The organism is Mesorhizobium sp. B2-4-19 (assembly GCF_006441315.1).
GTDB lineage: Bacteria > Pseudomonadota > Alphaproteobacteria > Rhizobiales > Rhizobiaceae > Mesorhizobium.
In genome coordinates, this window is sequence record NZ_VFUV01000017.1 from 93865 (window position 1) to 117782 (window position 23918).

At 64.6% G+C, this 23918-nt stretch carries 26 protein-coding genes; 13 read left to right on the forward strand and 13 right to left on the reverse strand.

The genetic code is table 11. The features are described from left to right. The first annotated feature begins 24 nt into the window (after nucleotides 1-24). On the forward strand, nucleotides 25-1380 hold the full coding sequence (locus FJ546_RS24480; RefSeq protein ID WP_140891664.1) for a chloride channel protein: 1356 nt from the start codon (nucleotides 25-27) through the stop codon (nucleotides 1378-1380). 57 nt (nucleotides 1381-1437) lie between these two features. On the opposite strand, the gene FJ546_RS24485 is transcribed toward FJ546_RS24480, so the two are convergent. From FJ546_RS24485 to FJ546_RS24495, 3 genes are all read right to left on the reverse strand, one after another. After that, on the reverse strand, nucleotides 1438-1941 hold the full coding sequence (locus FJ546_RS24485; RefSeq protein ID WP_095774831.1) for an invasion associated locus B family protein: 504 nt from the start codon (nucleotides 1939-1941) through the stop codon (nucleotides 1438-1440). Between the two features lie 274 nt (nucleotides 1942-2215). Next, a complete protein-coding gene (locus FJ546_RS24490; RefSeq protein ID WP_140891665.1) occupies nucleotides 2216-2578 on the reverse strand; it encodes a YkvA family protein in 363 nt (120 codons plus the stop codon). Nucleotides 2579-2706: 128 nt separating this feature from the next. Beyond that, a complete protein-coding gene (locus FJ546_RS24495) occupies nucleotides 2707-3003 on the reverse strand; it encodes a 4a-hydroxytetrahydrobiopterin dehydratase (RefSeq protein ID WP_140891666.1) in 297 nt (98 codons plus the stop codon). Between the two features lie 104 nt (nucleotides 3004-3107). On the opposite strand from FJ546_RS24495, the gene FJ546_RS24500 reads away from it, so the two are divergent. Beyond that, nucleotides 3108-3620 carry a low molecular weight protein-tyrosine-phosphatase gene (locus FJ546_RS24500; protein WP_140891667.1) on the forward strand — a complete coding sequence of 171 codons (513 nt, stop codon included), beginning with the start codon at nucleotides 3108-3110 and terminating at the stop codon, nucleotides 3618-3620. Here FJ546_RS24500 and thpR read toward each other — a convergent pair. Then, the gene (gene thpR, locus FJ546_RS24505; protein WP_019862074.1) at nucleotides 3524-4120 is read right to left on the reverse strand and encodes an RNA 2',3'-cyclic phosphodiesterase; all 597 of its coding nucleotides are present in this window, start codon (nucleotides 4118-4120) and stop codon (nucleotides 3524-3526) included. The two genes, FJ546_RS24500 and thpR, sit on opposite strands and share 97 nt — an antisense overlap. A 128-nt stretch (nucleotides 4121-4248) precedes the next feature. After that, entirely contained in the window at nucleotides 4249-4893 is a 645-nt protein-coding gene (locus tag FJ546_RS24510; protein WP_140891668.1) for an arylesterase, read from the reverse strand. Nucleotides 4894-4975: 82 nt separating this feature from the next. Between FJ546_RS24510 and FJ546_RS24515 the strand changes: the two genes are divergently transcribed. The 4 genes from FJ546_RS24515 to FJ546_RS24530 all read left to right on the forward strand — a co-directional run bounded on the left by FJ546_RS24515 (nucleotide 4976) and on the right by FJ546_RS24530 (nucleotide 9941). After that, nucleotides 4976-5671 carry an ABC transporter ATP-binding protein gene (locus FJ546_RS24515; RefSeq protein ID WP_140891669.1) on the forward strand — a complete coding sequence of 232 codons (696 nt, stop codon included), beginning with the start codon at nucleotides 4976-4978 and terminating at the stop codon, nucleotides 5669-5671. Then, nucleotides 5671-8220, forward strand: coding sequence for an ABC transporter permease (locus FJ546_RS24520; protein ID WP_140891670.1), 2550 nt, complete (start codon nucleotides 5671-5673; stop codon nucleotides 8218-8220). The genes FJ546_RS24515 and FJ546_RS24520 overlap by 1 nt, the downstream gene beginning before the upstream one ends. Before the next feature lie 243 nt (nucleotides 8221-8463). Continuing rightward, a complete protein-coding gene (locus tag FJ546_RS24525; RefSeq protein WP_095774825.1) occupies nucleotides 8464-9237 on the forward strand; it encodes a Bax inhibitor-1/YccA family protein in 774 nt (257 codons plus the stop codon). Nucleotides 9238-9356: 119 nt separating this feature from the next. Then, complete coding sequence (locus FJ546_RS24530) at nucleotides 9357-9941, forward strand: GNAT family N-acetyltransferase (protein WP_140891671.1); 585 nt, start codon at nucleotides 9357-9359, stop codon at nucleotides 9939-9941. 98 nt (nucleotides 9942-10039) lie between these two features. Here FJ546_RS24530 and FJ546_RS24535 read toward each other — a convergent pair whose 3' ends face one another. Both FJ546_RS24535 and FJ546_RS24540 read right to left on the reverse strand, forming a co-directional pair. Then, on the reverse strand, nucleotides 10040-10426 hold the full coding sequence (locus tag FJ546_RS24535; RefSeq protein ID WP_140891672.1) for a DUF2794 domain-containing protein: 387 nt from the start codon (nucleotides 10424-10426) through the stop codon (nucleotides 10040-10042). Nucleotides 10427-11055: 629 nt separating this feature from the next. After that, nucleotides 11056-11841, reverse strand: coding sequence for a thioredoxin family protein (locus FJ546_RS24540; protein ID WP_140891673.1), 786 nt, complete (start codon nucleotides 11839-11841; stop codon nucleotides 11056-11058). 178 nt (nucleotides 11842-12019) lie between these two features. Between FJ546_RS24540 and FJ546_RS24545 the strand changes: the two genes are divergently transcribed. After that, a complete protein-coding gene (locus FJ546_RS24545; protein WP_140891674.1) occupies nucleotides 12020-12691 on the forward strand; it encodes a ceramidase domain-containing protein in 672 nt (223 codons plus the stop codon). Nucleotides 12692-12740: 49 nt separating this feature from the next. Here FJ546_RS24545 and acnA read toward each other — a convergent pair whose 3' ends face one another. Further along, nucleotides 12741-15431, reverse strand: coding sequence for an aconitate hydratase AcnA (acnA, locus tag FJ546_RS24550; protein ID WP_140891675.1), 2691 nt, complete (start codon nucleotides 15429-15431; stop codon nucleotides 12741-12743). Between the two features lie 285 nt (nucleotides 15432-15716). Between acnA and ccmA the strand changes: the two genes are divergently transcribed. From ccmA to FJ546_RS24575, 4 genes are all read left to right on the forward strand, one after another. Continuing rightward, nucleotides 15717-16325, forward strand: coding sequence for a heme ABC exporter ATP-binding protein CcmA (gene ccmA / locus FJ546_RS24555; RefSeq protein ID WP_140891676.1), 609 nt, complete (start codon nucleotides 15717-15719; stop codon nucleotides 16323-16325). A gap of 208 nt (nucleotides 16326-16533) precedes the next feature. Continuing rightward, the gene (gene ccmB / locus FJ546_RS24565) at nucleotides 16534-17199 is read left to right on the forward strand and encodes a heme exporter protein CcmB (protein WP_019862060.1); all 666 of its coding nucleotides are present in this window, start codon (nucleotides 16534-16536) and stop codon (nucleotides 17197-17199) included. A 161-nt stretch (nucleotides 17200-17360) separates the two neighbouring features. Continuing rightward, entirely contained in the window at nucleotides 17361-17534 is a 174-nt protein-coding gene (gene ccmD / locus FJ546_RS24570; protein WP_140891678.1) for a heme exporter protein CcmD, read from the forward strand. Continuing rightward, nucleotides 17531-18109: a DsbE family thiol:disulfide interchange protein gene (locus tag FJ546_RS24575; protein WP_140891679.1), complete on the forward strand. Its 579-nt coding sequence runs from the start codon at nucleotides 17531-17533 to the stop codon at nucleotides 18107-18109. Before ccmD ends, FJ546_RS24575 begins: the two co-directional genes overlap by 4 nt. Nucleotides 18110-18353: 244 nt before the next feature. Here the strand turns inward: FJ546_RS24575 and FJ546_RS24580 are convergent, their stop codons facing one another. Continuing rightward, nucleotides 18354-18521, reverse strand: coding sequence for a hypothetical protein (locus FJ546_RS24580; protein WP_019862058.1), 168 nt, complete (start codon nucleotides 18519-18521; stop codon nucleotides 18354-18356). A gap of 292 nt (nucleotides 18522-18813) precedes the next feature. On the opposite strand from FJ546_RS24580, the gene FJ546_RS24585 reads away from it, so the two are divergent. After that, nucleotides 18814-19734 carry an SMP-30/gluconolactonase/LRE family protein gene (locus FJ546_RS24585; RefSeq protein WP_019862057.1) on the forward strand — a complete coding sequence of 307 codons (921 nt, stop codon included), beginning with the start codon at nucleotides 18814-18816 and terminating at the stop codon, nucleotides 19732-19734. A 159-nt stretch (nucleotides 19735-19893) separates the two neighbouring features. Continuing rightward, nucleotides 19894-20100 (forward strand): 4-oxalocrotonate tautomerase family protein, encoded by a 207-nt coding sequence (locus tag FJ546_RS24590; protein WP_140891680.1) that lies wholly within the window; start codon nucleotides 19894-19896, stop codon nucleotides 20098-20100. A 36-nt stretch (nucleotides 20101-20136) separates the two neighbouring features. Here FJ546_RS24590 and FJ546_RS24595 read toward each other — a convergent pair whose 3' ends face one another. Genes FJ546_RS24595 through ftsY form a run of 4 tightly spaced genes read right to left on the reverse strand, consistent with a single transcriptional unit; the run spans nucleotide 20137 to nucleotide 23917 of the window. Beyond that, nucleotides 20137-20667: an NADPH-dependent FMN reductase gene (locus tag FJ546_RS24595; protein ID WP_140891681.1), complete on the reverse strand. Its 531-nt coding sequence runs from the start codon at nucleotides 20665-20667 to the stop codon at nucleotides 20137-20139. A 22-nt stretch (nucleotides 20668-20689) separates the two neighbouring features. After that, on the reverse strand, nucleotides 20690-21310 hold the full coding sequence (locus FJ546_RS24600) for a pyridoxamine 5'-phosphate oxidase family protein (RefSeq protein ID WP_140891682.1): 621 nt from the start codon (nucleotides 21308-21310) through the stop codon (nucleotides 20690-20692). Between the two features lie 24 nt (nucleotides 21311-21334). Further along, a complete protein-coding gene (locus tag FJ546_RS24605) occupies nucleotides 21335-22009 on the reverse strand; it encodes a septation protein A (RefSeq protein ID WP_140891683.1) in 675 nt (224 codons plus the stop codon). 45 nt (nucleotides 22010-22054) lie between these two features. After that, nucleotides 22055-23917: a signal recognition particle-docking protein FtsY gene (gene ftsY / locus FJ546_RS24610; RefSeq protein ID WP_140891684.1), complete on the reverse strand. Its 1863-nt coding sequence runs from the start codon at nucleotides 23915-23917 to the stop codon at nucleotides 22055-22057. Between the last annotated feature and the right edge of the window lies 1 nt (nucleotide 23918).

Here is a 23918-nt window from a genome sequence, read left to right on the forward strand (position 1 = left end):
CCGGGCCACCATAATGAGGCGCGGATGGCCGGCATATCGCGAAAATACCCGATGCTGCGGCGCTCACAGGCTATGTGGGCCTCGAGGCGCGTCTGGCAGCCGCGGCTCGTCTTCTGGGCCGGCGCCATCTCGATCGGCGTCATCAGCGTGCTGTTCGCGGTGCTGGCCGACAAGGCGCAGGCGCTGTTCCATATGATGATCGGCGATGGTGGCGGCCGGCGCTTCTATCTGCCGCTTGCGATCACGCCGCTCGGCTTTGTCCTGTGCGCCTGGCTCGCCCACGCCTTCTTTCCGGGTTCGCAGGGCAGCGGCATTCCGCAAGCGATCGCCGCTCGCCACCTGCGCGACGACGAGGATCGCGGTCATCTCCTTTCGCTTCGCCTGGCGGCAGGCAAGATCGCGCTTACCGTCATCGGCCTGTTCTGCGGCGCTTCGATCGGCCGCGAGGGTCCGACCGTGCAGGTCGGCGCCTCGCTGATGCTGCAGGCGGCGCGCTGGGGCGGCATGGCGCAGGCGCGCGGCCTGATCCTGGCCGGCTCGGCCGCCGGCATTGCCGCCGCCTTCAACACGCCGCTCGCCGGCATCGTCTTCGCCATCGAGGAGATGGGCCGCACCTATGAGGCGCGCACCAACGGGCTGGTGCTGACGGCGGTGATCCTGGCCGGTCTCGCCTCGCTCGGCCTGCTCGGCAATTACACCTATTTCGGCGTCTCGAAGGACATGATCGCGTTTGCCGCCGACTGGCCGCTGGTGCTTGGCTGCGGCGTCATCGGCGGCGGCTTCGGCGCGCTGTTCTCGTTGCTGGCGCTGAAGATCACGCGGCGGATCCGCCGCTGGCATACGCAGCAGCCCTTGGCCCGCGCCTTGCTGGTGGCGGCTGTCTGCGGGCTTGGCGTGGCGGTGATCGGCATCGCCTCCGGCGGGCTGACCTTCGGCACCGGCTACGCTCAGGCGCGCGGCGCTGTCGAGGGCACGCCGCTGCCGTGGTTCTTCTTCGTGGAAAAATTCCTGGCCGGGCTGCTGTCTATGGTCTCGGGCATTCCCGGCGGCATCTTCGCGCCGTCGCTGGCGGTCGGCGCCGGCATCGGCAGTTCGCTCGGGCTGCTATTTGGTGCCAGCGCGGGGGCTGCGGCGCTGCTCGGCATGGCCGGCTATTTCGCCGGCGTCGTGCAGGCGCCGATGACCGCCTTCGTCATCATCCTGGAAATGACCGGCAATCACGACAATGTCATCGCGCTGATGCTGGCCTCGATGCTGGGCTATGGCACGGCGCGCATGATCTCGCACGAGCCGCTCTATCATGCGCTGTCGCGCGTCTTCATCGCCGAGGCGATCCGGCGGCGCAGGGCGGAGACAGTGCCGGAGCCAGGTCAGGGCTGAAAAAGCAAAGGGCCGGGCTTTGCGGCCCGGCCCTTTCGCTTCAAAACGAAGGTTTGCCTATTTGCACTTGGCGATCGACGTCAGCGCCGCCGAAATGCCCTTCAGCGAGAAGACATAGGAGGTGGGGTTGCCGCGGCCGGACTTCGCCGTCACCTTCATGTCGGTGCCGGTCTTCATGGCGGCGATCAGCACCGGTTCTTCGGCGGCGTTCTCGACCCAGGCCGACTTGCCGCGCGTGAACATCGAGAAGGACTTCTTGTCGATGGTGACGGTGGCCTTGGAGCCTTCCTGGAAATTGTAGCCGGCGATGAATTGCGGCTCGTAGGATACCTGCTGGCCGGGACGCTGGCTGACGAAGAAGAACATGTCGCCATGGTCGAGCGTCGGCGGCTGCTTGTCGGTCGGCACGGTGAGCACGTAGCAGACCTTGCCGCCCGATGCCTGGTAGCTGTAGGTGCCCCAGGCATTGTGCTGGCCGATCTTGGTCGCCTGCTGCGCCAGAACGGGCGCCGCCGAGGCCACCAGGACCAGACTCGAAACTAGTGCTATCAATCCGCGCATCGTCTTTCCCGTATTCCAAATGGTGCGGGGGCGGGCCGCATGGCGTCCTGCCGTCGCTTCATTTTGATTTAATCTGGGTTACCAAACGGTGAATTTCCCTCAAGAAAAGGACGCTCACCCCAGGAAACCGCCGCCATTCCCGCGCCGCCGCCTTGTCAGCGGCCGGCGCGACGTCCCTTCGGCGACTTGGAGGCCACGAAAGCGGCAAGAGTTTGACTTTTCAGCAGGGCCTCCAAACGCCTCTGTCCACAGGCCAAGCGCCACGTGACGACGCTCAGCCCTTATCGGCAATGGCGTCCTTGGCGGCCTGGCGATGTGCCGGCGTGATGTGGGCGCTGACGGCGGTGATCGCGGCGGTCAGCACGGCGATGTCGTCGGTGAAACCGAGGCCGACGATGAAGTCGGGGATGAGGTCCACCGGCAGGACGAAATAACCGAGCGCGGCCACCAATATGCCCTTGGCGCGCAGTGGCGTGTTCTTGTCCATGGCGCAGTAATAGGCGGCGACGACCTCTTCCATGAACGGGATCTGCCGCGCGGCCTTCTTGGCCGTGCGCCAGAATTTCTCGCGCACTTCGCCCTCGCCGCCCAGCCTGTCGCCAAAGCCGAAGAAATCAAAACCGGGTTGTTGCGCCATCAATCACTCCTTGCGGGTCTCATGCGCCTCCTGGCGCATGCCTCGCGAGCGAAAATGTGGTGAAAGCCGGACCCGGCTGCAAGATGCCGGCGCCGATTTGGGGTCGCCGCTCACGGCCAGGCGTACACTCAGCCGCCGAAATAGCGGTCCATCTTCTTTGCCAGCGCTATGTCGAGCGCCGTGACGCCGCCGGCGTCATGGGTGTTGAGCGTCACGTCGACGGTCTTGTAGACATTCGACCAGTCGGGGTGATGGTCCATCTTCTCGGCCGCCAGCGCCACGCGGGTCATGAAGGCGAAGGCTTCGGAGAAATTCCTGAAGACGAAGCTGCGCTTGATCGAGGCGCCGTCCGGGGCCAGCGACCAGTCGCCGAGTTCGGCAAGGGCAGCGGTGATGGCGTCCTTGCTGAGTTTTTCTCTCGTCATGATGATTTCCCGTGCTATTTCGAATTTGACCCTCACCATAGTGCAAGTCGCCCCGAAGTGCTTTGCGGTTTTGGGGTTCCAAATGCACAAACGGCGCATATCGAATGAGCATGAAGCCGATAAATTCCATTCTGTTCGTCTGCCTCGGCAACATCTGCCGCTCGCCACTGGCGGAAGGTGTTTTTCGCGCCGTCTGGGCCGAGTGTGGCCGGGGCCGCGACATGCTGCTCGATTCGGCCGCCACCAGCGGCTGGGAGGTCGGCTCGGCCCCCGATCCACGCTCGATCGCGGTGGCGAAGCGTCACGGCATCGACATTTCCCGACAGAGAGCACACAAGGTTACGCCGCAGGATTTCTCCCGTTTCGACCTGATCCTCGGCATGGACCGCTCGAATGTCGCCGATCTCAAGGCGCTGGCAACCGCGCGGGACCGGGTGCACCTCTTTTTAGAGTTCGCGCATGGACAGGCGCATGACGTGCCCGATCCCTATTATGACGGTGAAGATGCGTTCGCTTCGGTCTACCGCATGATCCGCGAGGCGTCGGAGGCGCTAGCGACGCGGCTGGCGGCGCGGGCATCGTTGCCGGACAGCGGCCAGGCTTCCTCGACGATGTAGGGGCCGCCGCCGACCGAATCGCGCGACGACATCAGGACGAAGCGGCCGATGCGGAACGGCAAAGTCGAGAAATTGCCGCGTGCCGACAGATATTGCGCGACATCCAGCGGGCTCGAATTGCGCAGCCGCGCCAGTGTGACGTGCGGCATGAACTTGCGCGGGTCGGCGGGAATGCCGAGCCGCTGGCAGATGCGCTCGATCTCGCCCTGAAGTGCTGCCAGATCGGGCGAGGCGGACGCGCCGGCCCATACGGCGTGCGGCTTTTTCTGGCCGAAAGCGCCGACACCGGACAAGGTCAGCGAGAAGGAAGGGCGGTGGACGCGGTCCAGCGCGTTGGCGATCTCGTCGGCGACATGGCCTTCGACATCGCCGATGAAGCGCAGCGTCAAATGGTAGTTTTCGACATCGATCCAGCGGGCCCCGGGCAGGCCGCCCCGGAGCAGGGACAGCGACAGGGCAGCATCACGCGGAATTTCGAGGGCGGTGAAAAGACGCGGCATGAAGAGCCTCCCTTCCTCGAATCGAACTGTCACCTATAGCGAATCATCGATAGCCTGATGGAGCAAGAGGTTTATTGGTCACAGGCTTTGCTAAAAATTTCCCTAACGGAAAGCGGTTCCGGCCGGCCTCACGCGCCTCCGGGCACCGCCGCGATGGCCTTCTCGACCGTCGGCAGGATGCGCTCGACCATCAGGTCGACCCCCTTGGCGCTCGGATGCAGGCCATCCTCGAGTTGCATGCCGGCCTGCCCGGCGACGCCGTCGAGGAAGAACGGGTAGAGCGGGACATCGTATTTTTTCGCCAGCTCCGGAAAGATGCCGTCGAAGGCGGTCTGGTAGTCGGCCCCGAGATTGGGCGCGGCGCGCATGCCGGCCAGAAGCACGGCGATGTTGCGCTGTTTGAGCCTGGCCAGCATCTCGTCGAGGTTGTTCCTGGGAATATCGGGCGAGACGCCGCGCAGCATGTCGTTGGCGCCGAGTTCGAGGATGACCAGCCGGGTTCCGTCCGGCACCGACCAGTCGAGCCGCGCCAGGCCGCCGCTGGTGGTGTCGCCGGAAACACCGGCATTGGCGACGGCCACGTCACGGCCCTTGGCGCGCAGGGCGGCCTGCAATTTGTCGGTAAAACCCTCGCCAGGCCCGAGACCGTAACCCGCCATCAGGCTGTCACCGAAGCCGACGATCTTGAAGGGCTCGGCCCGCGCCGACGAAATGGCGCCGCAAAGGGCGAGGAAAAGGATCAAGCCTGCGGCTATCTGGCGTTTGAAAGACATGCGGCAGGCCCCATATGACCAAAAGATTCTTCCCGGCTTCCGGCAAACAGAGCCTTCACGTTCCATATAGGACACTTTCATTTTGACAGAAGCCGTCATCGCGCTGAAAGACGTATCGCTGACGCTCGGCGAGGGCGCTTCGTCGGTCCATGTGCTCAAGGACGTCAGCCTCGAAGTGGCGCGCGGCGAGGCGACCGGCATCGTTGGCCCTTCGGGGTCCGGCAAGTCGACACTGCTGATGGTTCTGGCAGGTCTGGAACGGGTCGATTCCGGTACGGTGCGAATCGCCGGCGAGCTGCTCAACGGCAAAAGCGAGGACCAGATTGCTTCGTTTCGTGGCCGAAACATTGGCATCGTCTTCCAGTCCTTCCACCTCATCCCCAATATGACGGCGCTCGAGAATGTCGCGGTGCCGCTGGAACTGGCCGGCCATGCCGATCCGTTTTCGGTGGCGGCACGCGAACTGGCGGCGGTGGGCCTGAGCGACCGCGTCACCCATTATCCCGGCGAACTCTCCGGCGGCGAGCAGCAGCGCGTGGCGATCGCCCGGGCGTTGGCGCCGTCGCCGCGCATCCTCATCGCCGACGAGCCGACCGGCAATCTCGACCAGGCGACCGGGCGGCAGGTCGCCGACCTGCTGTTCGCCAAGGCAGCCGAGCGCGGCATGACGCTGGTGCTGGTCACTCACGATCCGGCGCTTGCGGCGCGCTGTTCGCGCCAGGTTTCGATGCGTTCGGGCCGGATTGAAACACCGGCGCCCCTGAAGGTCACCGCCTGATGCCGCTGGCGCAGACGCTGAAACTCGCGGTCCGCTTCTCGCTGCGCGAAATGCGCGGCGGCCTGTCCGGCTTCCTGATCTTCCTCGCCTGCATCGCGCTCGGCGTCGCGGCGATCGGCGGCGTCAATTCGGTTGCCCGCTCGATCAGCGCAGGCGTCGCCGATCAGGGCCAGACGCTGCTTGGCGGCGATCTCCGCTTCCAGATCAACCAGTGCGACGCCAGCCAGGCCGAGCGCGGCTTCCTCGACGGTCTCGGCAGCGTTTCGCGCACCGCCAGCATGCGCTCGATGGCGCGGCTGGCCGACGGCTCGGATCAGGCACTGGTCGAGGCCAAGGCGGTCGACGATGCCTATCCGCTCTATGGCGCGCTGGAAACCGAACCGAAGCTGTCGAAGCAGGAACTGTTCGGCGAAGAATTCGGCGTCTTCGGCGCGGCCGCCCCCGATCTGTTGTTCGAAAGGCTGCATCTCAAGCCCGGCGACCGGCTGAAGCTCGGCACCGCGACCTTCGAATTGCGCGCCAGACTGATCACCGAGCCGGATGCCGTGTCCGACGGTTTCGGCTTCGCGCCGAGGCTGATGATCTCGACCGAAGGTCTGGCCGCCACCGGGCTGGTGCAACCAGGCAGCCTGGTCGAAAACGCCTACAAGATCCGGCTGCCGGCGGACGCCGGCGCGGCGCGGCTCAAGGCCATTCAGGATCAGGCGGCACAAGATTTTCCCGAGGCCGGCTGGTCGATCCGCACGCGCGACAATGCGGCGCCGGCGCTGTCGTCCAACATCGAACGCTTCTCGCAATTCCTGACGCTGGTCGGGCTGACGGCGCTGGTCGTCGGCGGCGTCGGCGTCGCCAATGCGGTGCGCGCCTATCTCGACGGCAAGCGCGGCGTCATCGCCACCTTCAAGAGCCTCGGTGCTTCCGGCGGCTTCGTCTTTGCCGTCTATCTCGTGCAGATCCTGATCATTGCCGCACTCGGCATCGCCGCCGGCCTGGTGCTCGGCGCGCTGATGCCGTTCGTGGCAAGTGCGGCGCTGCAATCCGTCATTCCGGTGCCGGCGCAGGGCGGCTTCTATCCCGGCGCGCTCGCCATGGCGGCGCTTTTCGGCCTGCTGGTGACGCTGGCCTTCGCGCTGCTGCCGCTCGGGCGCGCCCGCGACGTGCCGGCGACGGCGCTGTTCCGCGAGATGGGGCTTGAAGGCCGCGGCCAGCCGCGCCTCGTCTATGTCGCTTCGGCGCTCGGCATCGCGCTGCTGCTGGCGGCGCTCGCCATCCTGTTCTCGGGCGACCAGCGCATCGCCTCGATCTTCGTCGGCGCCACCATCTTCGCCTTCCTGGTGCTGCGCCTGGTCGGCGCGCTGGTGCAATGGGCGGCGAGAAAAAGCCCGCGCGTGCGCTTCGTGGCGCTCAGGCTCGCCGTCGGCAACATCCACCGGCCGGGCGCCCTGACGCCATCGGTGGTGCTGTCGCTGGGACTCGGGCTGACGCTGCTGGTGACGCTGGCGCTGATCGACGGCAATCTGCGGCAACAGATCTCCGGCAGTCTTTCGGAGCGGGCGCCGAACTTCTTCTTCGTCGACATCCAGGGCAGCGATGTCGATGCGTTCTCCGCGCTGATCGCCAAGGAGGCGCCAAAGGGGACGCTGGCCAAGGTGCCGATGCTGCGCGGCCGGGTGATGGCACTCAACGGCGTCGATGTCGACAAGGTCAAGGTGCCGGCCGAAGGCGCCTGGGTGCTGAAAGGCGATCGCGGCCTGACCTATGATGCCAAACAACCGGAAAATGCGACGCTGACCGAGGGCAAATGGTGGCCGGACACTTATGCCGGCGAGCCGCTGGTTTCCTTCTCGGCGCATGAGGGCCAGGAGATCGGGCTGAAGCTTGGCGACACCGTCACCGTCAATGTGCTCGGCCGCAACGTGACGGCGAAGATCGCCAATTTCCGCCAAGTCCAATGGGAAACGATGGGCATCAACTTCGTCATGGTGTTCTCGCCCAACACATTCGCTGGGGCGCCGCATGGCTGGATGGCGACGCTGACCGAAAAGAACGCCACCACGGCCGACGACGCGCGCGTCCTCAATGCCGTCACCCGCGCCTTTCCCGCGGTGACGACGGTGCGGGTCAAGGACGCGCTCGATGTCGTCAACCGGCTGGTCGGGCAGCTCGGCACGGCGATTCGCGCGGCGGCCGGCGTGGCGCTGATCGCTTCGGTGCTGGTGCTGGCCGGCGCGCTCGCCGCCGGCAACCGGGCGCGCATCCACGACGCGGTGGTGCTGAAGACGCTGGGTGCCACAAGGCGAACGCTGATCACGGCGTTCTCCCTCGAATACATGCTGATCGGACTGGCCACCGCCATCTTCGCGCTGGCCGCCGGCGGAGTCGCGGCCTGGTACATTGTCGCCCGCATCATGACCCTGCCGTCGCATTTCATGCCGGAAGTGGCGGTGGCGACCATCGTCTTTGCGCTGGTGATCACCGTCGGCATCGGCCTCGCCGGCACCTGGCGAGTGCTCGGCCACAAGGCGGCGCCAGTGTTGCGCGAGCTGTAATTCCGGGGCCGACGCCACTATCGCGGATTAAATCTTGGTAAGGATGCCGGCTGGAAAGCCCGGGAATCCGCATTTCGGCCTCTCACGAACCGTTACAACCGGTTACGGTCTTGTTCTTGACGCGAATAACCATCATATTTCGCCACAGGCATGCTGGAGCCCCGCCAGCGGCGCCTGGGTTCGGTGGATTTACGTCCCAACAGGATCTGACACCGGACGGGGCAGAAGCAATAGAGGACTACAATGGCTGAACCCATTCGCAACTTCCAGACGCGCGCCGTGCCCGGCGCAGCCGTCGACATCGACCAGGGCCTGCGCGCCTACATGATCAAGGTCTACAATCTGATGGGGCTTGGCCTCCTCATCACCGGCCTTGCCGCTGTCGGCACGATCATGCTGGCCACCACCACCGATCCGGCCTCGGCCGTCGCGACGCTGCCGAGCGGCGAGATGCTGACGTCGTTCGGCTACGCGATCTTCGGATCGCCGCTGCGCTGGGTAGTGATGCTGGCGCCGCTGGCCGCCGTGCTGTTCCTGTCGTTCCGCGTCCAATCGATGAGCGTTTCGGCGGCGCAGACGACCTTCTGGGTCTATGCCGGCCTTGTCGGCCTGTCGCTGTCGTCGATCTTCCTGGTCTACACCACGGCCAGCATTTCGCAGACCTTCTTTGCCACCGCCGCCGCCTTCGGTGCGCTGTCGCTGTTCGGCTACACGACCAAGCGCGACCTGACGGCGATGGGCTCGTTCCTGATCATGGGCGTGTTCGGCATCATCATCGCGATGGTGATCAACATCTTCCTGCAGTCGTCGGCACTGTCCTTCGCTGTTTCGGCGATCGGCGTGCTGGTCTTCGCCGGCCTCACCGCCTACGACACGCAGAAGATCAAGGAGATGTATTTCGAGGGCGACGCTTCCGATATCGCCGGCCGCAAGGCCATCATGGGCGCGCTGAGGCTCTATCTCGACTTCATCAACCTGTTCATGTTCCTGCTGCAGTTCATGGGCGACCGCCGCTAAGGCTTCGCATCATGGTCTGACTGGACCATCGGGTTTGGAAAGGGCGGCCCAACGGCCGCCCTTTTCTTTTGCGCCGGCGTTTGCTGTTATCGAAGGCAGACAGAAGGCTTGCATAAAGAATGAGCAATATCGTGATTAGGGCGGCCAGCGCCACCGACCTCGACACCATCACCGAAATCTACGCCGACGCGGTGACACACGGAACGGCGAGCTACGAGCTGGAGCCGCCCAGCCGCGCCGAGATGGGCACGCGATTCGCCACGCTCACGGCCGGCGGCTTTCCCTATCTGGTGGCGGAGAAGGACGGCGCCGTGCTCGGCTACGCCTATGCCGGCGCCTTCCGGCCGCGCCCGGCCTATCGCTTCATCGTCGAGGATTCGGTGTATGTCGCACCTGATGCCAAGGGCCAGGGCATCGGTCTCAAGCTGATGCGGAGCCTGATCACGGCGGCCGAGGCGGCGGGTTTTCGCCAGATCATCGCGGTGATCGGCGACGGCCATGCCGACAGCGCCTCGGTCAGGCTGCACGAAAGGCTCGGCTTTCGCTATTCAGGCCGTCTCGAAGGCTCCGGCTACAAGCATGGGCGCTGGCTGGACACGGTGTTCATGCAGCTGTCGCTGAATGGCGGTGCGTCGCTGCCGCCCGACCCGGTCTCGCTGCCGGAGCGGAAGTTTCGGGAGGACAAAGAAGAGTTGAAGAACTGAAGAACAAAGAGGATGGCGCTTACGTCAGGCACTGAGTGCCTTTTTCCTCAATTCCTCAATTCCTCAATTCCTCAATTCCTCAATTCCTCTTCCCCAGCTCAGGCCTCGACCACTCTCAGCTTGCTGTCGAAGACGCCAAGCACGCGGCCGAGCTCCTGGCCGCGTTTGAGGATGCGGCCGCCGGCGGCGATGACGGCGAAGGCACCCTGCTTGCGGGCCAGTTTCGGGTCCTTGACGATCTGGAACAGCGGCACTTCGCTGGCGCGGCGGAAGACGGAAAACACCGCCCTGTCGGTCAGATGATCGATGGCGTAGTCGCGCCATTCATTGGCGGCGACCATGCGTCCGTAGAGCCTGAGGATCTGGTCCAGTTCACGCCGGTCGAAGCGAACCGGCTGGTCGAGGCGTGCGCTGCGCGCCTCGTGCAGCGGGATCAATATTACGGATGCGTCACCATCCCCCGTCCCGCCGCTGTCGTCAGTCATGCCTCGATCCTTCAAAATGAATCTTTGCCAACCAAAATTGGCCCCTTCGCGCTGCAATTGCAAGAGCCGGCGAAGCGGTCGCGGCCCGCGCTTTTTTGGTCACGTCCAGTCACATTTGCAAACCGCATGTTGGAATTGGTGATGCTTCGCCACATTTCTGCCTTCTTTTATCCGCGCTCATGCCCCAATGTCCGACGAATTTACCGGCGTTGCCTGAGACGGTTCGGTCCGGCACCGGCTCGTAAACCCCAAGCCCCCCGCCCACGGGTCTGCGTCGGATCGAACCAACCTCGGTTTTTCCTTGGAAAAATCGGGTGCGACGATCCCAAAACCTAAATGACCGGCGTCAGAAGCAAGCTGACGTCGGTTTTTTCATGCCTGAAGGTCCGGATCGATCGTGATGCTATCCGCGCCGTCGATCCATGCCGCGACATCGCCCGAAGAACGCGGCGGTTCAGAATAAGCGGTCGCGCAAATTGGCGTCGGTCAGGCCGAGTCGAAAGCGCCCGATCCTGGACCGCTTTTACATATAGCAAATGTCACGGCATGGATCCTCGGGTCTTCGCGACGGAGCTTCGCTCCTGCTCCGCCCGTGGATGACGAAGGCAGGGCCGTTTTCGGCGATCCCGTTACGGCTTGTGGATGAAGGCGGCGCCGAGAATGGGCCCTGGCATGCCGTCCTTGCCGACCGACTGCAAAAGCACCGCGCAGCCGCCCTTCTTGGTGATCTCGCTCATCGGCAATTCATAGCGCTGCGCCTTGCCGTGCCACATGCCGGCAGTCTGGATGCTGGTGACGGCGTTCCAGTAGGTCATCTTGCGGCCGGAATTCTCGCCCTGGGCGATCTTGACCGCCTGCGGCGGCTCGAAATAGACGATGACGACATGGGCGTCGCTCGGACCGGCGCCGGCATCGCCGGCATCGATCATCACGCGGTCGCTGGTGCGGCTGACCTTGACGGGCACACGCATGCCTTCGCCGGATTTCGCCATGCGGGCCAGCGCGCCGTCCACCTCGCCGCGATTGGCGCCGTTGACATGCGCGCGGCCATTGAGGACCGCCTGCGGCGTATAGACGGAGCGACTGCCGAAGGCGCGCATATAATCATATTGCCGCTCGGTGTTTTCCTTGCGGCTCAGCGTGTCCTTCCAGCCGAGATAGTCCCAATAGTCGACGTGATAGGAGAGCGCGACGATGTCTTCCCTGGTCGCAAGTTCGGCGAAGAAGGCATCGGCCGGCGGGCAGGAGCTGCAGCCCTGGCTGGTGAACAGTTCGACCACGCCGAGCGGCCTGTCGGGCGAGGGTTTTTCGGCCTGGATCCTTTCGGCCTCGCCGGCATGGCCGGCACCGGCAAACGCCGAGAAGGCCAGCGCGAAGGCTGCCAGCCAAAGTGATCTTCGCCAGGCCATGACCATTCCAATTCCCGCCGGTGGCGCCGGCTTTGTTCTGATTGTCTGAAATATGTGGCAGAAGCGGAAGTCAACAGGAAGTCACGTTGCGGTGAAATTTTGCCGTTGCAGCCGCAGCTAAGGCCGCAATAGGAGACGCACTGCATTTCACGACGCGGTTCGATTGGGGGCTGGCATCATCATCATGTGGCAAACTCTCCTGACCCCTGTCGATCTCTATTGCGAGCGGACCGGACCTGGACTTTGGGCCGAGCCCGCCAATGCTTTGACCAACCTTGCTTTCATTGCCGCAGGATTATGGGGTGTGCGGGAAGTACGGCGATGCGAGGCCGGCACTTTCGCCGCGGTGCTGGCCTGGTGGGTGGTGGCGATCGGCATCGGCTCGACGATCTTCCATACCTTTGCCACCAGGGGCACGATCTGGGCCGATATCCTGCCGATTGCCGGCTTCACGCTCGCCTATACGCTGTTCAATCTGCGCCGCTTCCTCGGCATGGAATGGGGCAAGGCGATCGTGTTCCTGGTCGCTTTCCATGCGGTGGCCGGCGCGATAAGTTTCGCCGTGCCGGACTGGCTGCGCCAGGCATCGAACGGCACGACGAGCTACCTGCCGCCGTTCCTGGCGCTGGCCTTCTTCGGCATCTGGGTGACGGCACGCGGCAACCGGGCCGGCTGGTACAATCTGGCGGGGTCGGCGATCTTCGTGGTGTCCGCCATCTGCCGCATGATCGACCTGACGGTCTGCGCCAGCTTTCCGCTCGGCACGCATTTCCTGTGGCACCTCCTCAACGGGCTGATGCTGGGGGTGCTGCTGGCGGCGGTGGCGCGATTTGGGGCGCCAAAAGGAAGGCAGTAGGCAGTAGGGGCCTTATTCCCTACTGCCTAAGCCCCATTTCCTTGCTGCCTTATGCAGCCAGATCGCGCAGCACGTACTGCAGGATGCCGCCGTTCTTGAAGTAGTCGAGTTCGTCCAGCGTATCGATGCGGCAGACGATCGGCACGTTCTTCATGCTGCCGTCGCCATAGGTGATCTTGGCGGTCATCGTCTGGCGCGGCTTGATGGTGCTCAGGCCATCGATCTCGACCAGTTCGTCGCCCTTGAGGTTGAGCGAGGCCCAGGACGTGCCTTCCTCGAAGACGAAGGGGATGACGCCCATGCCGACCAGGTTCGAGCGATGAATGCGCTCGAAGGACTGGGCGATGACGGCGCGGACGCCGAGCAGGTTGGTGCCCTTGGCCGCCCAGTCGCGCGACGAGCCGTTGCCGTATTCGACGCCGGCGAAGATGACCAGCGGCACGCCTTCCTTCTTGTACTCCATCGCCGCGTCGTAGATCGATTCCTCTTCCTTCGACGGGTAGTGGATGGTGTAGCCGCCCTCGCGGCCGTTCTCGCCCAGCATGTGGTTGCGGATGCGGATGTTGGCGAAGGTGCCGCGCATCATCACCTCATGATTGCCGCGCCGCGTGCCGTACTGGTTGAAGTCGGCGACGCCGACGCCATGGTCGGTAAGATACTTGCCCGCCGGCGAGGCGGCCTTGATCGAACCCGCCGGCGAGATGTGGTCGGTGGTGATCTTGTCGCCGAACAGGCCAAGCACGCGGGCGCCCTTGATGTCGCCGATCTTGCCGAAACCGGATGTCATGCCGGCGAAATAGGGCGGGTTCTGCACATAGGTCGAGTTGTCGTCCCAGGCATAGGTCTGGCCTTCCGGCGCCTGCACCTTCTGCCAGTGCTCGTCGCCCTTGAAGACGTCGGCATATTTGCGGGCGAACAGCTCGCGGGTGACGTTCTTCTCGATGAACTCCTGGATCTCGGCCGAACTCGGCCAGATGTCCTTGAGGTAGACCGGATTGCCGTTCTTGTCCTCGCTGAGCGGTTCGGTGGTGAGGTCCTTGGTGACGGTGCCGGCCAGCGCGTGCGCCACGACCAGCGGCGGTGACGCCAGGTAGTTGGCCTGCACGTCGGGCGAGACGCGGCCTTCGAAGTTGCGGTTGCCGGACAAGACCGCGGCAGCAATCAGACCTTTGTCGTTGATGGTCTTGGAGATCGGCGCCGGCAGCGGGCCGGAATTGCCGATGCAGGTGGTGCAGCCGAAGCCGACCAGGTTGAAGCCGATCTGGTCGAGCTCCTTCTGCAGGCCGGACTTCTCCAGATATTCGGCGACCACCTGGCTGCCGGGGGCGAGCGAGGTCTTCACCCACGGCTTCTGCTTCAAGCCGAGGCGGTTGGCGTTGCGGGCCAGAAGGCCGGCGCCGATCAGCACGCTCGGATTCGAGGTGTTGGTGCAGGACGTGATGGCGGCGATGACGACGTCGCCATGGCCGAGGTCATGATCGGTGCCTTCGACGGCGTAGCGCTTGGAAATCTCCGTCGCCTTCCTGTATTCGGTATCCATCGCCTTGGCGAAGCCGGCCGGGATGCCTTCCAGCGGGACACGGCCCTCGGGGCGCTTGGGGCCGGCCATCGACGGCACCACGCTGCTCAGCTCCAGCTCGAGCAGGTCGGTGAAGACCGGATCGGCGGAGCCGGCCTCACGCCACATGCCTTGCGCCTTGGAATAGGCTTCCACCAGCGCGATGCGGCTTTCCTCGCGGCCGGACATTGTCAGGTAGCGGATGGTCTCCGAATCGACCGGGAAGAAGCCGCAGGTGGCGCCATATTCGGGCGCCATGTTGCCGATGGTGGCACGGTCGGCGAGCGTCATGTTGGAGAGGCCCGGGCCGAAGAACTCGACGAACTTGCCAACGACGCCCTTCTTGCGCAGCATCTGGGTGACGGTCAGCACCAGGTCGGTGGCGGTGACGCCTTCTTTCAGCTTGCCGGTCAGGCGGAAACCGATCACTTCGGGCAAAAGCATGGAGACCGGCTGGCCGAGCATGGCCGCCTCGGCCTCGATGCCGCCGACGCCCCAGCCCAGAACGCCAAGGCCGTTGATCATGGTGGTGTGCGAATCGGTGCCGACGCAGGTGTCGGGATAGGCCGTGGTTTCGCCGTCCTCGGTGTTGGTCCACACGACCTGGCCGAGATATTCGAGGTTGACCTGGTGGCAGATGCCGGTGCCGGGCGGCACGACGCGGAAGTTGCGGAACGCCTGCTGGCCCCATTTCAGGAACTTGTAGCGTTCCTCGTTGCGCTCATATTCGAGCTCGACATTGCGGGCAAAGGCCAGCGGCGTGCCGAACTCGTCGACGATGACGGAGTGGTCGATGACGAGGTCGACCGGGACCAGCGGGTTGATCTTCTGGGGGTCGCCGCCGAGCGAGGCCATGGCGTCGCGCATGGCGGCAAGGTCGACCACGGCCGGTACGCCGGTGAAGTCCTGCATCAAGACGCGGGCCGGGCGATAGGCGATCTCGACGCCGGCGGTGCCCTTGTCGGTCAGCCAGCCGGCGACCGCCTGGATCGAGTCCTTGGTGACGGAGCGGCCGTCCTCGTTGCGCAAAAGGTTCTCCAGCAGCACCTTCATCGAATAGGGCAGCTGGGCGATGCCGGTGAGGCCGTTCTTCTCGGCCTCGACGAGGTCGAAATAGACATATTCCGCATCGCCCGCGGTCAGCGTGCGACGGCAATTGAAACTATCGAGGGATTTTGACACGTGCGATCCGTCCTTGTCTGTTCAGCCTGAAAGGGAACGGACGCCGATGGCATGCAATCACGCGCAAAGGTGCGGGTACGGCCATTTCCGCTGTCCGTTCCCAAGCAACCCGAGCCGTTCAAGGCGGCGCGTGCGCTGGTTCGGCGCTAATTCTGTTCCCGCGCCGACCGCTGGCACGGATGCACCGCATATAGAGAATTTTCTGGAATAGTTCTAGACAGTCAAAAAGCAAATTTGTGCCATGCGGCAGCGACCGCGGAACATTGTTTTCGGGGCAGGCGAGGGATGCGGCTTATCGCCGAAAATCTGGGCGGCGAACGCGGCGGCGAGGCGGTTTTTTCCGGCATCGGCTTTGCGCTCGGTCAGGGTCAGGCGCTGGTCGTCACCGGGCCGAACGGATCGGGCAAATCGACCCTTCTCCGGATCATCGCCGGGCTGCTGCCGAAGGCCGAAGGCCGGCTGCTGCTCGAGAACGGCGGCGAAGACTTTCCGTCGATCGCTTCGGCCTGCCATTATCTCGGACACGAGAACGCGATGAAGACGGCGCTCAGCGTCGTCGAAAACCTGCGCTTCTGGCGCGATTTCAATGGCAGTGGCGATTCGGGCGTCGACGAGGCGCTGGAGACGGTCGGGCTCGGTGGCATCGGCCATCTGCCGTTCGGCTATCTCTCGACCGGGCAGCGGCGTCGTGCCGCGATCGCCAAGCTCTTGGTCAGTCACCGGCCGCTGTGGCTGCTCGACGAGCCGACGGCGGGATTGGACAAGGGGTCGGAAGCGCGGTTCGCGGGGCTGATGATGAAGCATTGCGAGGAGGGCGGGATGATCGTCGCGGCGACGCATTTGCCGCTGGGATTGGAAGGGGCGAAGGAATTGGCGATGGGGGAAGCCGGTTGATGGCGGTGCGAGGCGCCCCCCTCTGTCCTGCCGGACATCTCCCCCACGAGGGGGGAGATCGGATGGCGCCCAGGCTTTCGCCAATCATCTCCGCCGCAAAGACAAGCGAGGCGCCGAAACTGCCAATCTCCCCCCAAGTGGGGGAGATGGCCGGCAGGCCAGAGGGGGGCGTGACAGGACGCCAACCTCAACAAAGGACCACATCGTAATGTGGTCCCTCTTCGCTCGCGACATCCGCCTCAACATCCGTGCCGGCGGCGGCGCGTTGACCGGCGTCATCTTCTTCCTTGCCGTCATCGCCACCATCCCGTTCGGCGTCGGACCGGACCTGAAGCTGCTTTCCCGCATCGGCCCGGCGATCCTGTGGATCGGCGCGCTGCTCGCCTGCCTGCTCGGGCTCGACCGGCTGTTTCAGGCCGACCGCGAGGATGGCTCGCTCGATCTGCTGGTGCTGGGCAACGACCGGCATATGCTGGCGCTGACCGTGCTGGTGAAATGCCTGGCGCATTGGGCGGGCAGCGTTCTGCCGCTGGTCGTCGCCGCCCCGTTGCTTGGCCTGTTCATGAACATGGAGCCGCTCGGCATCGGCGCGACGGCGCTGACGCTGCTGGTCGGCACGCCGGCCATCACCTTCATTGGCGCCGCTGGTGCCGCGGTGGCGGTGGCGCTGCCGCGCGGCGGACTCCTGATCTCGGTGCTGGTGCTGCCGCTGACCATTCCGGTGCTGATCTTCGGCGTTTCGGCGAGCTATGGCGCGACGGCCGATCCCGACCCTTTCCTGCAGCCCTTCCTCATTCTTGCCGCGCTCACGCTGTTTCTTGGTGTGCTGGGGCCGGCCTCGGCAGCGCTGGCGCTGCGCCACGGAACCGATTGAGCGAGGTTCGGCATGGTTTGCGCGACATCAAGGGCGGCGGCGCGGCGGCCATGTATGTTTGAAACCACGGCGCGTTGCGCAGACATGGGCATGTCGCTAAGGGAAAGCATGATCGAACGAGGCAGACGGTTGGAAAGAGGCGCGCCGATGGAGCGGCAGGCATGAGTGCGCACGCCCTCTATGTCACGGCCGCCTATGGCATCACGGCGGTCGTTCTGGCCGGGCTGATCAGCTGGATCCTGCTCGATCAAAAGGGGCGCAAGCGCGATCTTGCCGAGCTGGAAGCAGCCGGCGTGCGGCGCCGTTCCGACAAGGCGGAGGCGGAGAAATCGTGAGCGGCGAGACCGAAACACCGCCGCGCGGCCGCCGCCTTTTCGTGCTGTTGCCGCTGCTGGTCTTCCTCGGCCTTGCGGGCCTGTTCCTGTGGCAGCTGTTGTCGGGACGCGATGTCTCGGAAGTGCCCTCGGCACTGATCGGCCTGCCGGCGCCGCAGACCAATCTGCCGGCGCTGGAGGGGTCAAACCTGCCGGGGCTCGATTCCAGGGCGTTCGCCGGCAAGGTCACTCTGGTCAACGTGTTCGCATCATGGTGCGCACCGTGCCGCGAAGAGCACCCGGTGCTCCTGGCGCTGTCGCAGGACAAGCGGTTCACCATGGCGGCGCTGAACTACAAGGACCGGCCGGAAAACGCCCGCCGGTTCCTCGGCGATCTCGGCAATCCGTTCCAGGCCATCGGCGTCGACGAAGCCGGCCGCACGGCGATCGACTGGGGCGTCTACGGCGTGCCGGAAACCTTCGTCATCGGCAAGGACGGCAGAATTGCCTACAAGCATGTCGGCCCGCTGACGGCGGAAGCGGCGCGGGATATGTTGCTGCCGCAGATCGACAAGGCGTTGGCCGCACCGAACTGACGGCGTTCTCTCGCTTCGTCATTCCAGGGCGAAGCAAGGAGCGAAGCGACGCGGCGCAGACCCTGGAATCCATGCCGGGACGTTGGTCCAGGATAATGCGGGTGAGGATAGGCGCCGCGTACAGCGGTGGACAGAAATCCGCACCGCTGCGGCGCTCGAAGATCACGGCATGGATCCTTGGGTCTTCGCTCCGCTTCGCGTCGCTACGCCCAAGCATGACGAACGTGACAGGTCGACCGAATACTCAGCCGTAGATCTGCTTGTGGATCTGGTAGAGCATTTCCGAGCGGTCGGCGCGCATGTCGGCCAGATCGCGGCTGGAGAAGCTGTCGATTTCGGCGACGAGGCGGTTGTAGTGCTTGCGCTTGGCGATGTTGTTGCGAGCGCGGGTCATGAGATCGTTGAAGATCATAGCAAGGGTCCTTCTGTGCCGCATTCTGGCGGCGGTTTCTTCCTCCCTTGGTCAATACGGAACATGACATAGGATTGGTGCATTGCAAAAAGAAGATGTTGCAATGCACCATTGCACGCAGCGCATAGCCGGTTAATCGAGTCCTAAGGCGTCCTGGTTGGACGATCGGGGCTGGAACCGCCTGGGCGGCGGGTTCCTCTCCGTTTTGTCATACAAATTGCGAAGGCCGCGTCTTGCCAGATCGATCGCGGGCTGGCTTGATCCGGCATCACGTGATGCCGGGAGGAAATGCATGGCGGCCGCAGACTATTACGAAATTCTCGATCCGCGCTTCGCGCGGCTGTTCAACGGCAACGCGCAGGTGGAGAAGCTGTTCACCGGATGCCGCTGGGCGGAAGGGCCGGCCTGGTTCGCCGCCGGCCGTTATGTCGTCTGGTCCGATATCCCGAACAACCGCATGCTGCGCTATGACGAGACCGACGGCAGCGTCAGCGTCTTCCGCCAGCCTTCGGGCAATTCCAACGGCAACACCGTCGACCGGCAGGGCCGGCTGGTCACCTGCGAGCATTCGGGCCGCCGCGTCAGCCGCACCGAGCATGACGGCTCGGTCACCACCATTGCCGCCAAATGGAAGGGCAAGCGGCTGAACTCGCCCAACGACGTGGTGGTGAAATCCGACGGCTCGATCTGGTTCACCGATCCGACCTACGGCATCGACACCGACTATGAGGGCGACAAGGCCGAGAGCGAGATCGGCGCCTGCTACGTCTATCGGGTCGACCCCGACAGCGGCGAGATCGAGGCCGTCATCACCGACATGGTGCGGCCCAACGGGCTCGCCTTCTCGCTGGACGAAAGCCTGCTCTATGTCGTCGACACCGGCCGCACGCACGGCGCTGAGAACCCGGCGCATATGCGGGTGTTCAACGTCGGCAAGCACGGCAAGAAGGTGTCCGGCGGCAAGGTCTTCGCCGACTGCACCGCCGGCCTGTTCGACGGCTTCCGGCTCGACGCCGACGGACGCATCTGGACCAGCGCCGCCGACGGCATCCATTGCTACGATCCCGACGGCACGCTGATCGGCAAGGTCAAGGTGCCGGAGGTGACGGCCAATTGCGTGTTCGGCGGCGCCAAGCTGAACTGTCTCTACATCGCCGGCACCACCTCGCTCTATTCGGTGCGGCTGATGGTGAACGGGGCCAAGACTTTTTGAGGCTGCTCGACACGCTTCTCTGGCGGCCGCTGACGGCGTTTCTGCGCATACAAGCAGCACCTGGCGCGCTGCGGCTGCCTGAACTGCCACCATGCGAACCGGAGCGAGTTTCGAAACAGTCTCTTGGCGATATCAGGCACAATTCAAGGGGAGGACGTCATGCCATTCGTCAACATCCGCATCGTCAGGGAAGTGATCGCCGCCGATCCGGCAGGCAAGAAGGCTGACATCGCCAAGAAAGTCACGGCGGCCATCATGGAAGCCACCGGGCTTGGCAATGACGATGTCTGGGTGGTGTTCGAAGAGGTCAACGCCCGCGACTGGTATGTCGGCAAGACTGATGTCGAGACGTTGCGGAAGGGGTAGGTCTTGCCTTGTGGGAGAAGGGAAAGACTGTGCCGCTCAACGTGAGCGGATGAAATCCGCGAACGCAGATAGTGCATTGCGCATCGCCAGCACGTTTCCCGACTCAGCCAAAAGAGCCTCTACCTCCGGCGGCTTCTTCCCCAGCAGGGCAATTTCCAGCCCATCCTCATAAAGCGCGAAGGACATAGTCCGCATGATCTCGGCCAAAGCGGCACGGGCGAACAGCGAGCGCGGCGAGGCGTGCACTGGCATGGCGGGCTTGGCGACGGCGGCGTCGCGCGAGACCAGCCAGTCGAGCGCGTTCTTCAGCCCGCCCGGCACGCCATGGGCATATTCGGGACAGGAGACGATGATGCCGTCGGCGCCGGTGACGGCATCGATCAACTCGGCCGCTTCGCGCGGCGTGCGCTCGCCCTCGTCGTCGGGATTGAAGATCGGCAGACGGCCGAGCCCGTCATAGATTGTGACACGGCAGCCTGCCGGCGCATTGCGCGCCAATGCCGCGACCAGGGCCGAATTGGTGGAGGCGGCACGCAGGCTGCCGGAGATGGCGAGGAGGTTCAGCACAGGGTGGGGCCCGGTTCGGCGCCTACCACATCGTCTGCTTGTAGTCCTCGTCGAGCCAGCGGTCGGTCGCCTCGGCCGAATCGGCAACCACCAGCTGGTCGCGCAGGATCTGGCCGAGCGTCGGCAGCGTGGCGCGGTCGTACCAGGTGTCGGGCTTCCACAGATCGGAGCGCATGAAGGCCTTGGCGCAATGCATGTAGGCCGCCTTGACCGTGACCACGATGACACTTTGCGGCTCCTTGCCATCGACGGCGAGGCGCCCGCGCAAACCGGCGTCGACGGTGATGCGGGCATCGCCATTGACGCGCAGCGTCTCGTTCATGCCGGGGATCAGGAAGAGCAGGCCGACCGAGGGATTGCGCAGGATGTTCTCCAGCGTGTCCAGCCGGTTGTTGCCGGGCCGGTCCGGGATGGCGATGGTCCTGTCGTCGAGAATGGCGGCGAAGCCCGGCTTGTCGCCCTTCGGCGTCACGTCGGCATTGCCTTGGCCGTCGGACGAACCGATCAGCACGAAGGGGCTCTTGCCGATGAAGGAGCGGCAGTGGCCGTCGAGTGCCTTCAGCTCCTTGCGGATCGAGCCGTCGGTCGGGCGCGGCGTCTTGTAGATCGTCCGCAGCTCTTCACGCGTGGTGACGAATTCCATGGCTCTCCCCCTGTTTGCAGGGCGCTACTTGCCGGCCTTTTCTTCCCCGCCTGCCTTGTCGTCCAGCGAATGGCGCAGGATCAGCGGCATCTGGCTGAAGGTGAACAGAAGCGTGATCGGCATGATGCCCCAGACCTTGAAGGTAACCCAGGCATCGGTGGAAAAATTGCGCCACACCACTTCATTGACGATGGCCAGGAACAGGAAGAACAAGCCCCAGCGGAAGGTGAGCTTGCGCCAGCCTTCGGCATCGAGCTTGAAGGCCGAATCGAAGACATAGCCGAGCAACGACCGACCGAAGAACAGGCCGCCGAGCAGCACGCCGCCGAACAGCGTGTTGACGATGGTCGGCTTCATCTTGATGAAGATATCGTCCTGCAGATAGAGCGTCAGCGCGCCGAAGATGAAGACCACGACGCCCGACACCATCGGCATGATCGGCAAGGTACGCGTCAGCAGCCATGAGGCGATCAGCGCGATGGCCGTGGCGGCCATGAACAGCCCGGTGGCGACGAAGATCGGGCCGCCGAATTCGCCCAAAACAGGGAATTTCTGCACCAGCCACCCGCCGCGCGCATTGGCGAAGAAGAAGACCAGCAGCGGTCCTAGCTCCAGCACGAGCTTGAGCACGGGATTGACGCCTTCCTTCTTCTCTTTCTGCGGGTCGGACGGGTCGCGTTCGAGAATGGGTGGGTTCATGATCTTCCTTCTTACGCATGATCCCGTCGAAACGGGATCATGCCGTTACGCCACTCCAGCGATCGCCCTGGCGAATTCGCTTGCCGAGAAAGGTTCGAGGTCGTCGACCTGTTCGCCGACGCCGATGAAATAGACCGGCAGTTTGTGCTTTGCCGCGATCGCCACCAGAATACCGCCGCGCGCCGTGCCGTCCAGCTTGGTCATCACCAGGCCGTTGACGCCGGCGATGTTGCGGAAGATCTCGACCTGGTTGAGCGCGTTCTGGCCTGTGGTGGCGTCGACCGTCTGCAGCACGGTGTGCGGCGCTTCCGGATCGAGCTTGCCCAGCACGCGCACGATCTTTTCCAGCTCCGCCATCAGCTCGGTCTTGTTCTGCAGCCGGCCGGCGGTGTCGATGATCAGCACGTCGGAGCCGGCCTCCTTGGCCTTCTCGAAGGCATCATAGGCAAGGCCGGCCGCATCGGCGCCGAGCTTGGAGGCGATGACGGGCGATTTCGTCCGCTCGCCCCAGATCTTCAATTGCTCGATCGCGGCGGCGCGAAACGTGTCGCCGGCGGCGAGCATCACCGATAGGCCGCCATCGGTCAGCTTTGCCGCCAATTTGCCGATGGTGGTGGTCTTGCCGGTGCCGTTGACGCCGACCACCAGGATGACATGCGGCTTGTGCGAGAGATCGAGCTCCAGCGGCCGGGCGACAGGAGTCAGCACCTTCTCCACCTCGGCCGCCATGACGGTGCGGACATCCGTATCGGAGACGTCCTTGCCGTAGCGACTGGCGGCGAGCGCGTCGGTGATACGAAGCGCCGTTTCCATGCCGAGGTCGGCGCGGATCAGCACATCCTCGAGGTCCTGCAGCGTGTCCTCGTCCAGCTTGCGCTTGGTGAAGACGCCCGCGATGTTGCCGCTGAGTTCGCGCGAGGAACGGGCAAGCCCGTCCCGCATGCGCTGGAACCAGGAGCGCCGCGGCGCAGGCTCCGGCGCCTTGACCGGCTCGGCCTTCTGCTCGACCTTTTTGGTGACGGTAACCTTGCCGGGAGCGGGTTTCGGTTCCGGCTTCGGCTGTGGGACAGGCTGCGGCTTGGGCGCGATCTCGGCAATGACGGGCTGCGTCTCGACCGGCGTGCGCCTTGCCTCCCCATCGAGGGGAGGGTGGGGCGCTTCTTCCTTCTCCCCGTCTCTATACGGAGAGAAGGTGCCGGCAGGTGGAGGAGGGGCGGCGCCAGCCTCTGAAGTCGGCTGTGCGGAACGAGCCGCCGGTGGCGGCACTTCAACGGGGGCGGGTGTCTCGACCGGGATCTCGGCAGGCGGGACCGGCACTTCGATCGGCGCCGGTTCGGGCGGCCTTTCCGGGCGCGGCGGCACAATCTCCGGCTCGGCAGGCGCGGGAGCAGGGACTTCTTGCGGCTGCGGTTCGGGGGCGGGCTCCGGTGCGGCGGGGGGAAGCGGAATTTCCTCGGGCGCCGGCGGCTCTGGAGGCTCTGGCGCGGGTGCCGGTTCCTCTTGCGGCGCGGGCTGCGGCGGGGGTTCCGGCTCGGCGGGAACCGTCGGCTCCGGCGTGGGCGGGATGGTCGGAGCGGTCTCGGGTGCCGGTTCTTCAGGTGCGGGCCGAGGTGCCGGCTCTACCTCCGCCTCGATGGGGGAGGTCCCAAGCGGAGCTTGGGGGTGACTGGCGTCGGCGCCTTCACCCCTCCCCACCACTTCGTGGCGACCCTCCCCATCGAGGGGAGGGTGGGGCGCCGGCTCCAGCTCCTCGCGCTTCAGAAATTCCGGAACGACCTGATCGGCCGCCGGCTTCAGCGCATCGAGCTGGTCCCATTTGATCGGGGGCAGCGGGGCGGTCTCGTCAACGCGCTCCTCGACAACCTCTTTCTTGCCGAACGAAAATATCTTCTTGAAAAAACCAGCCATG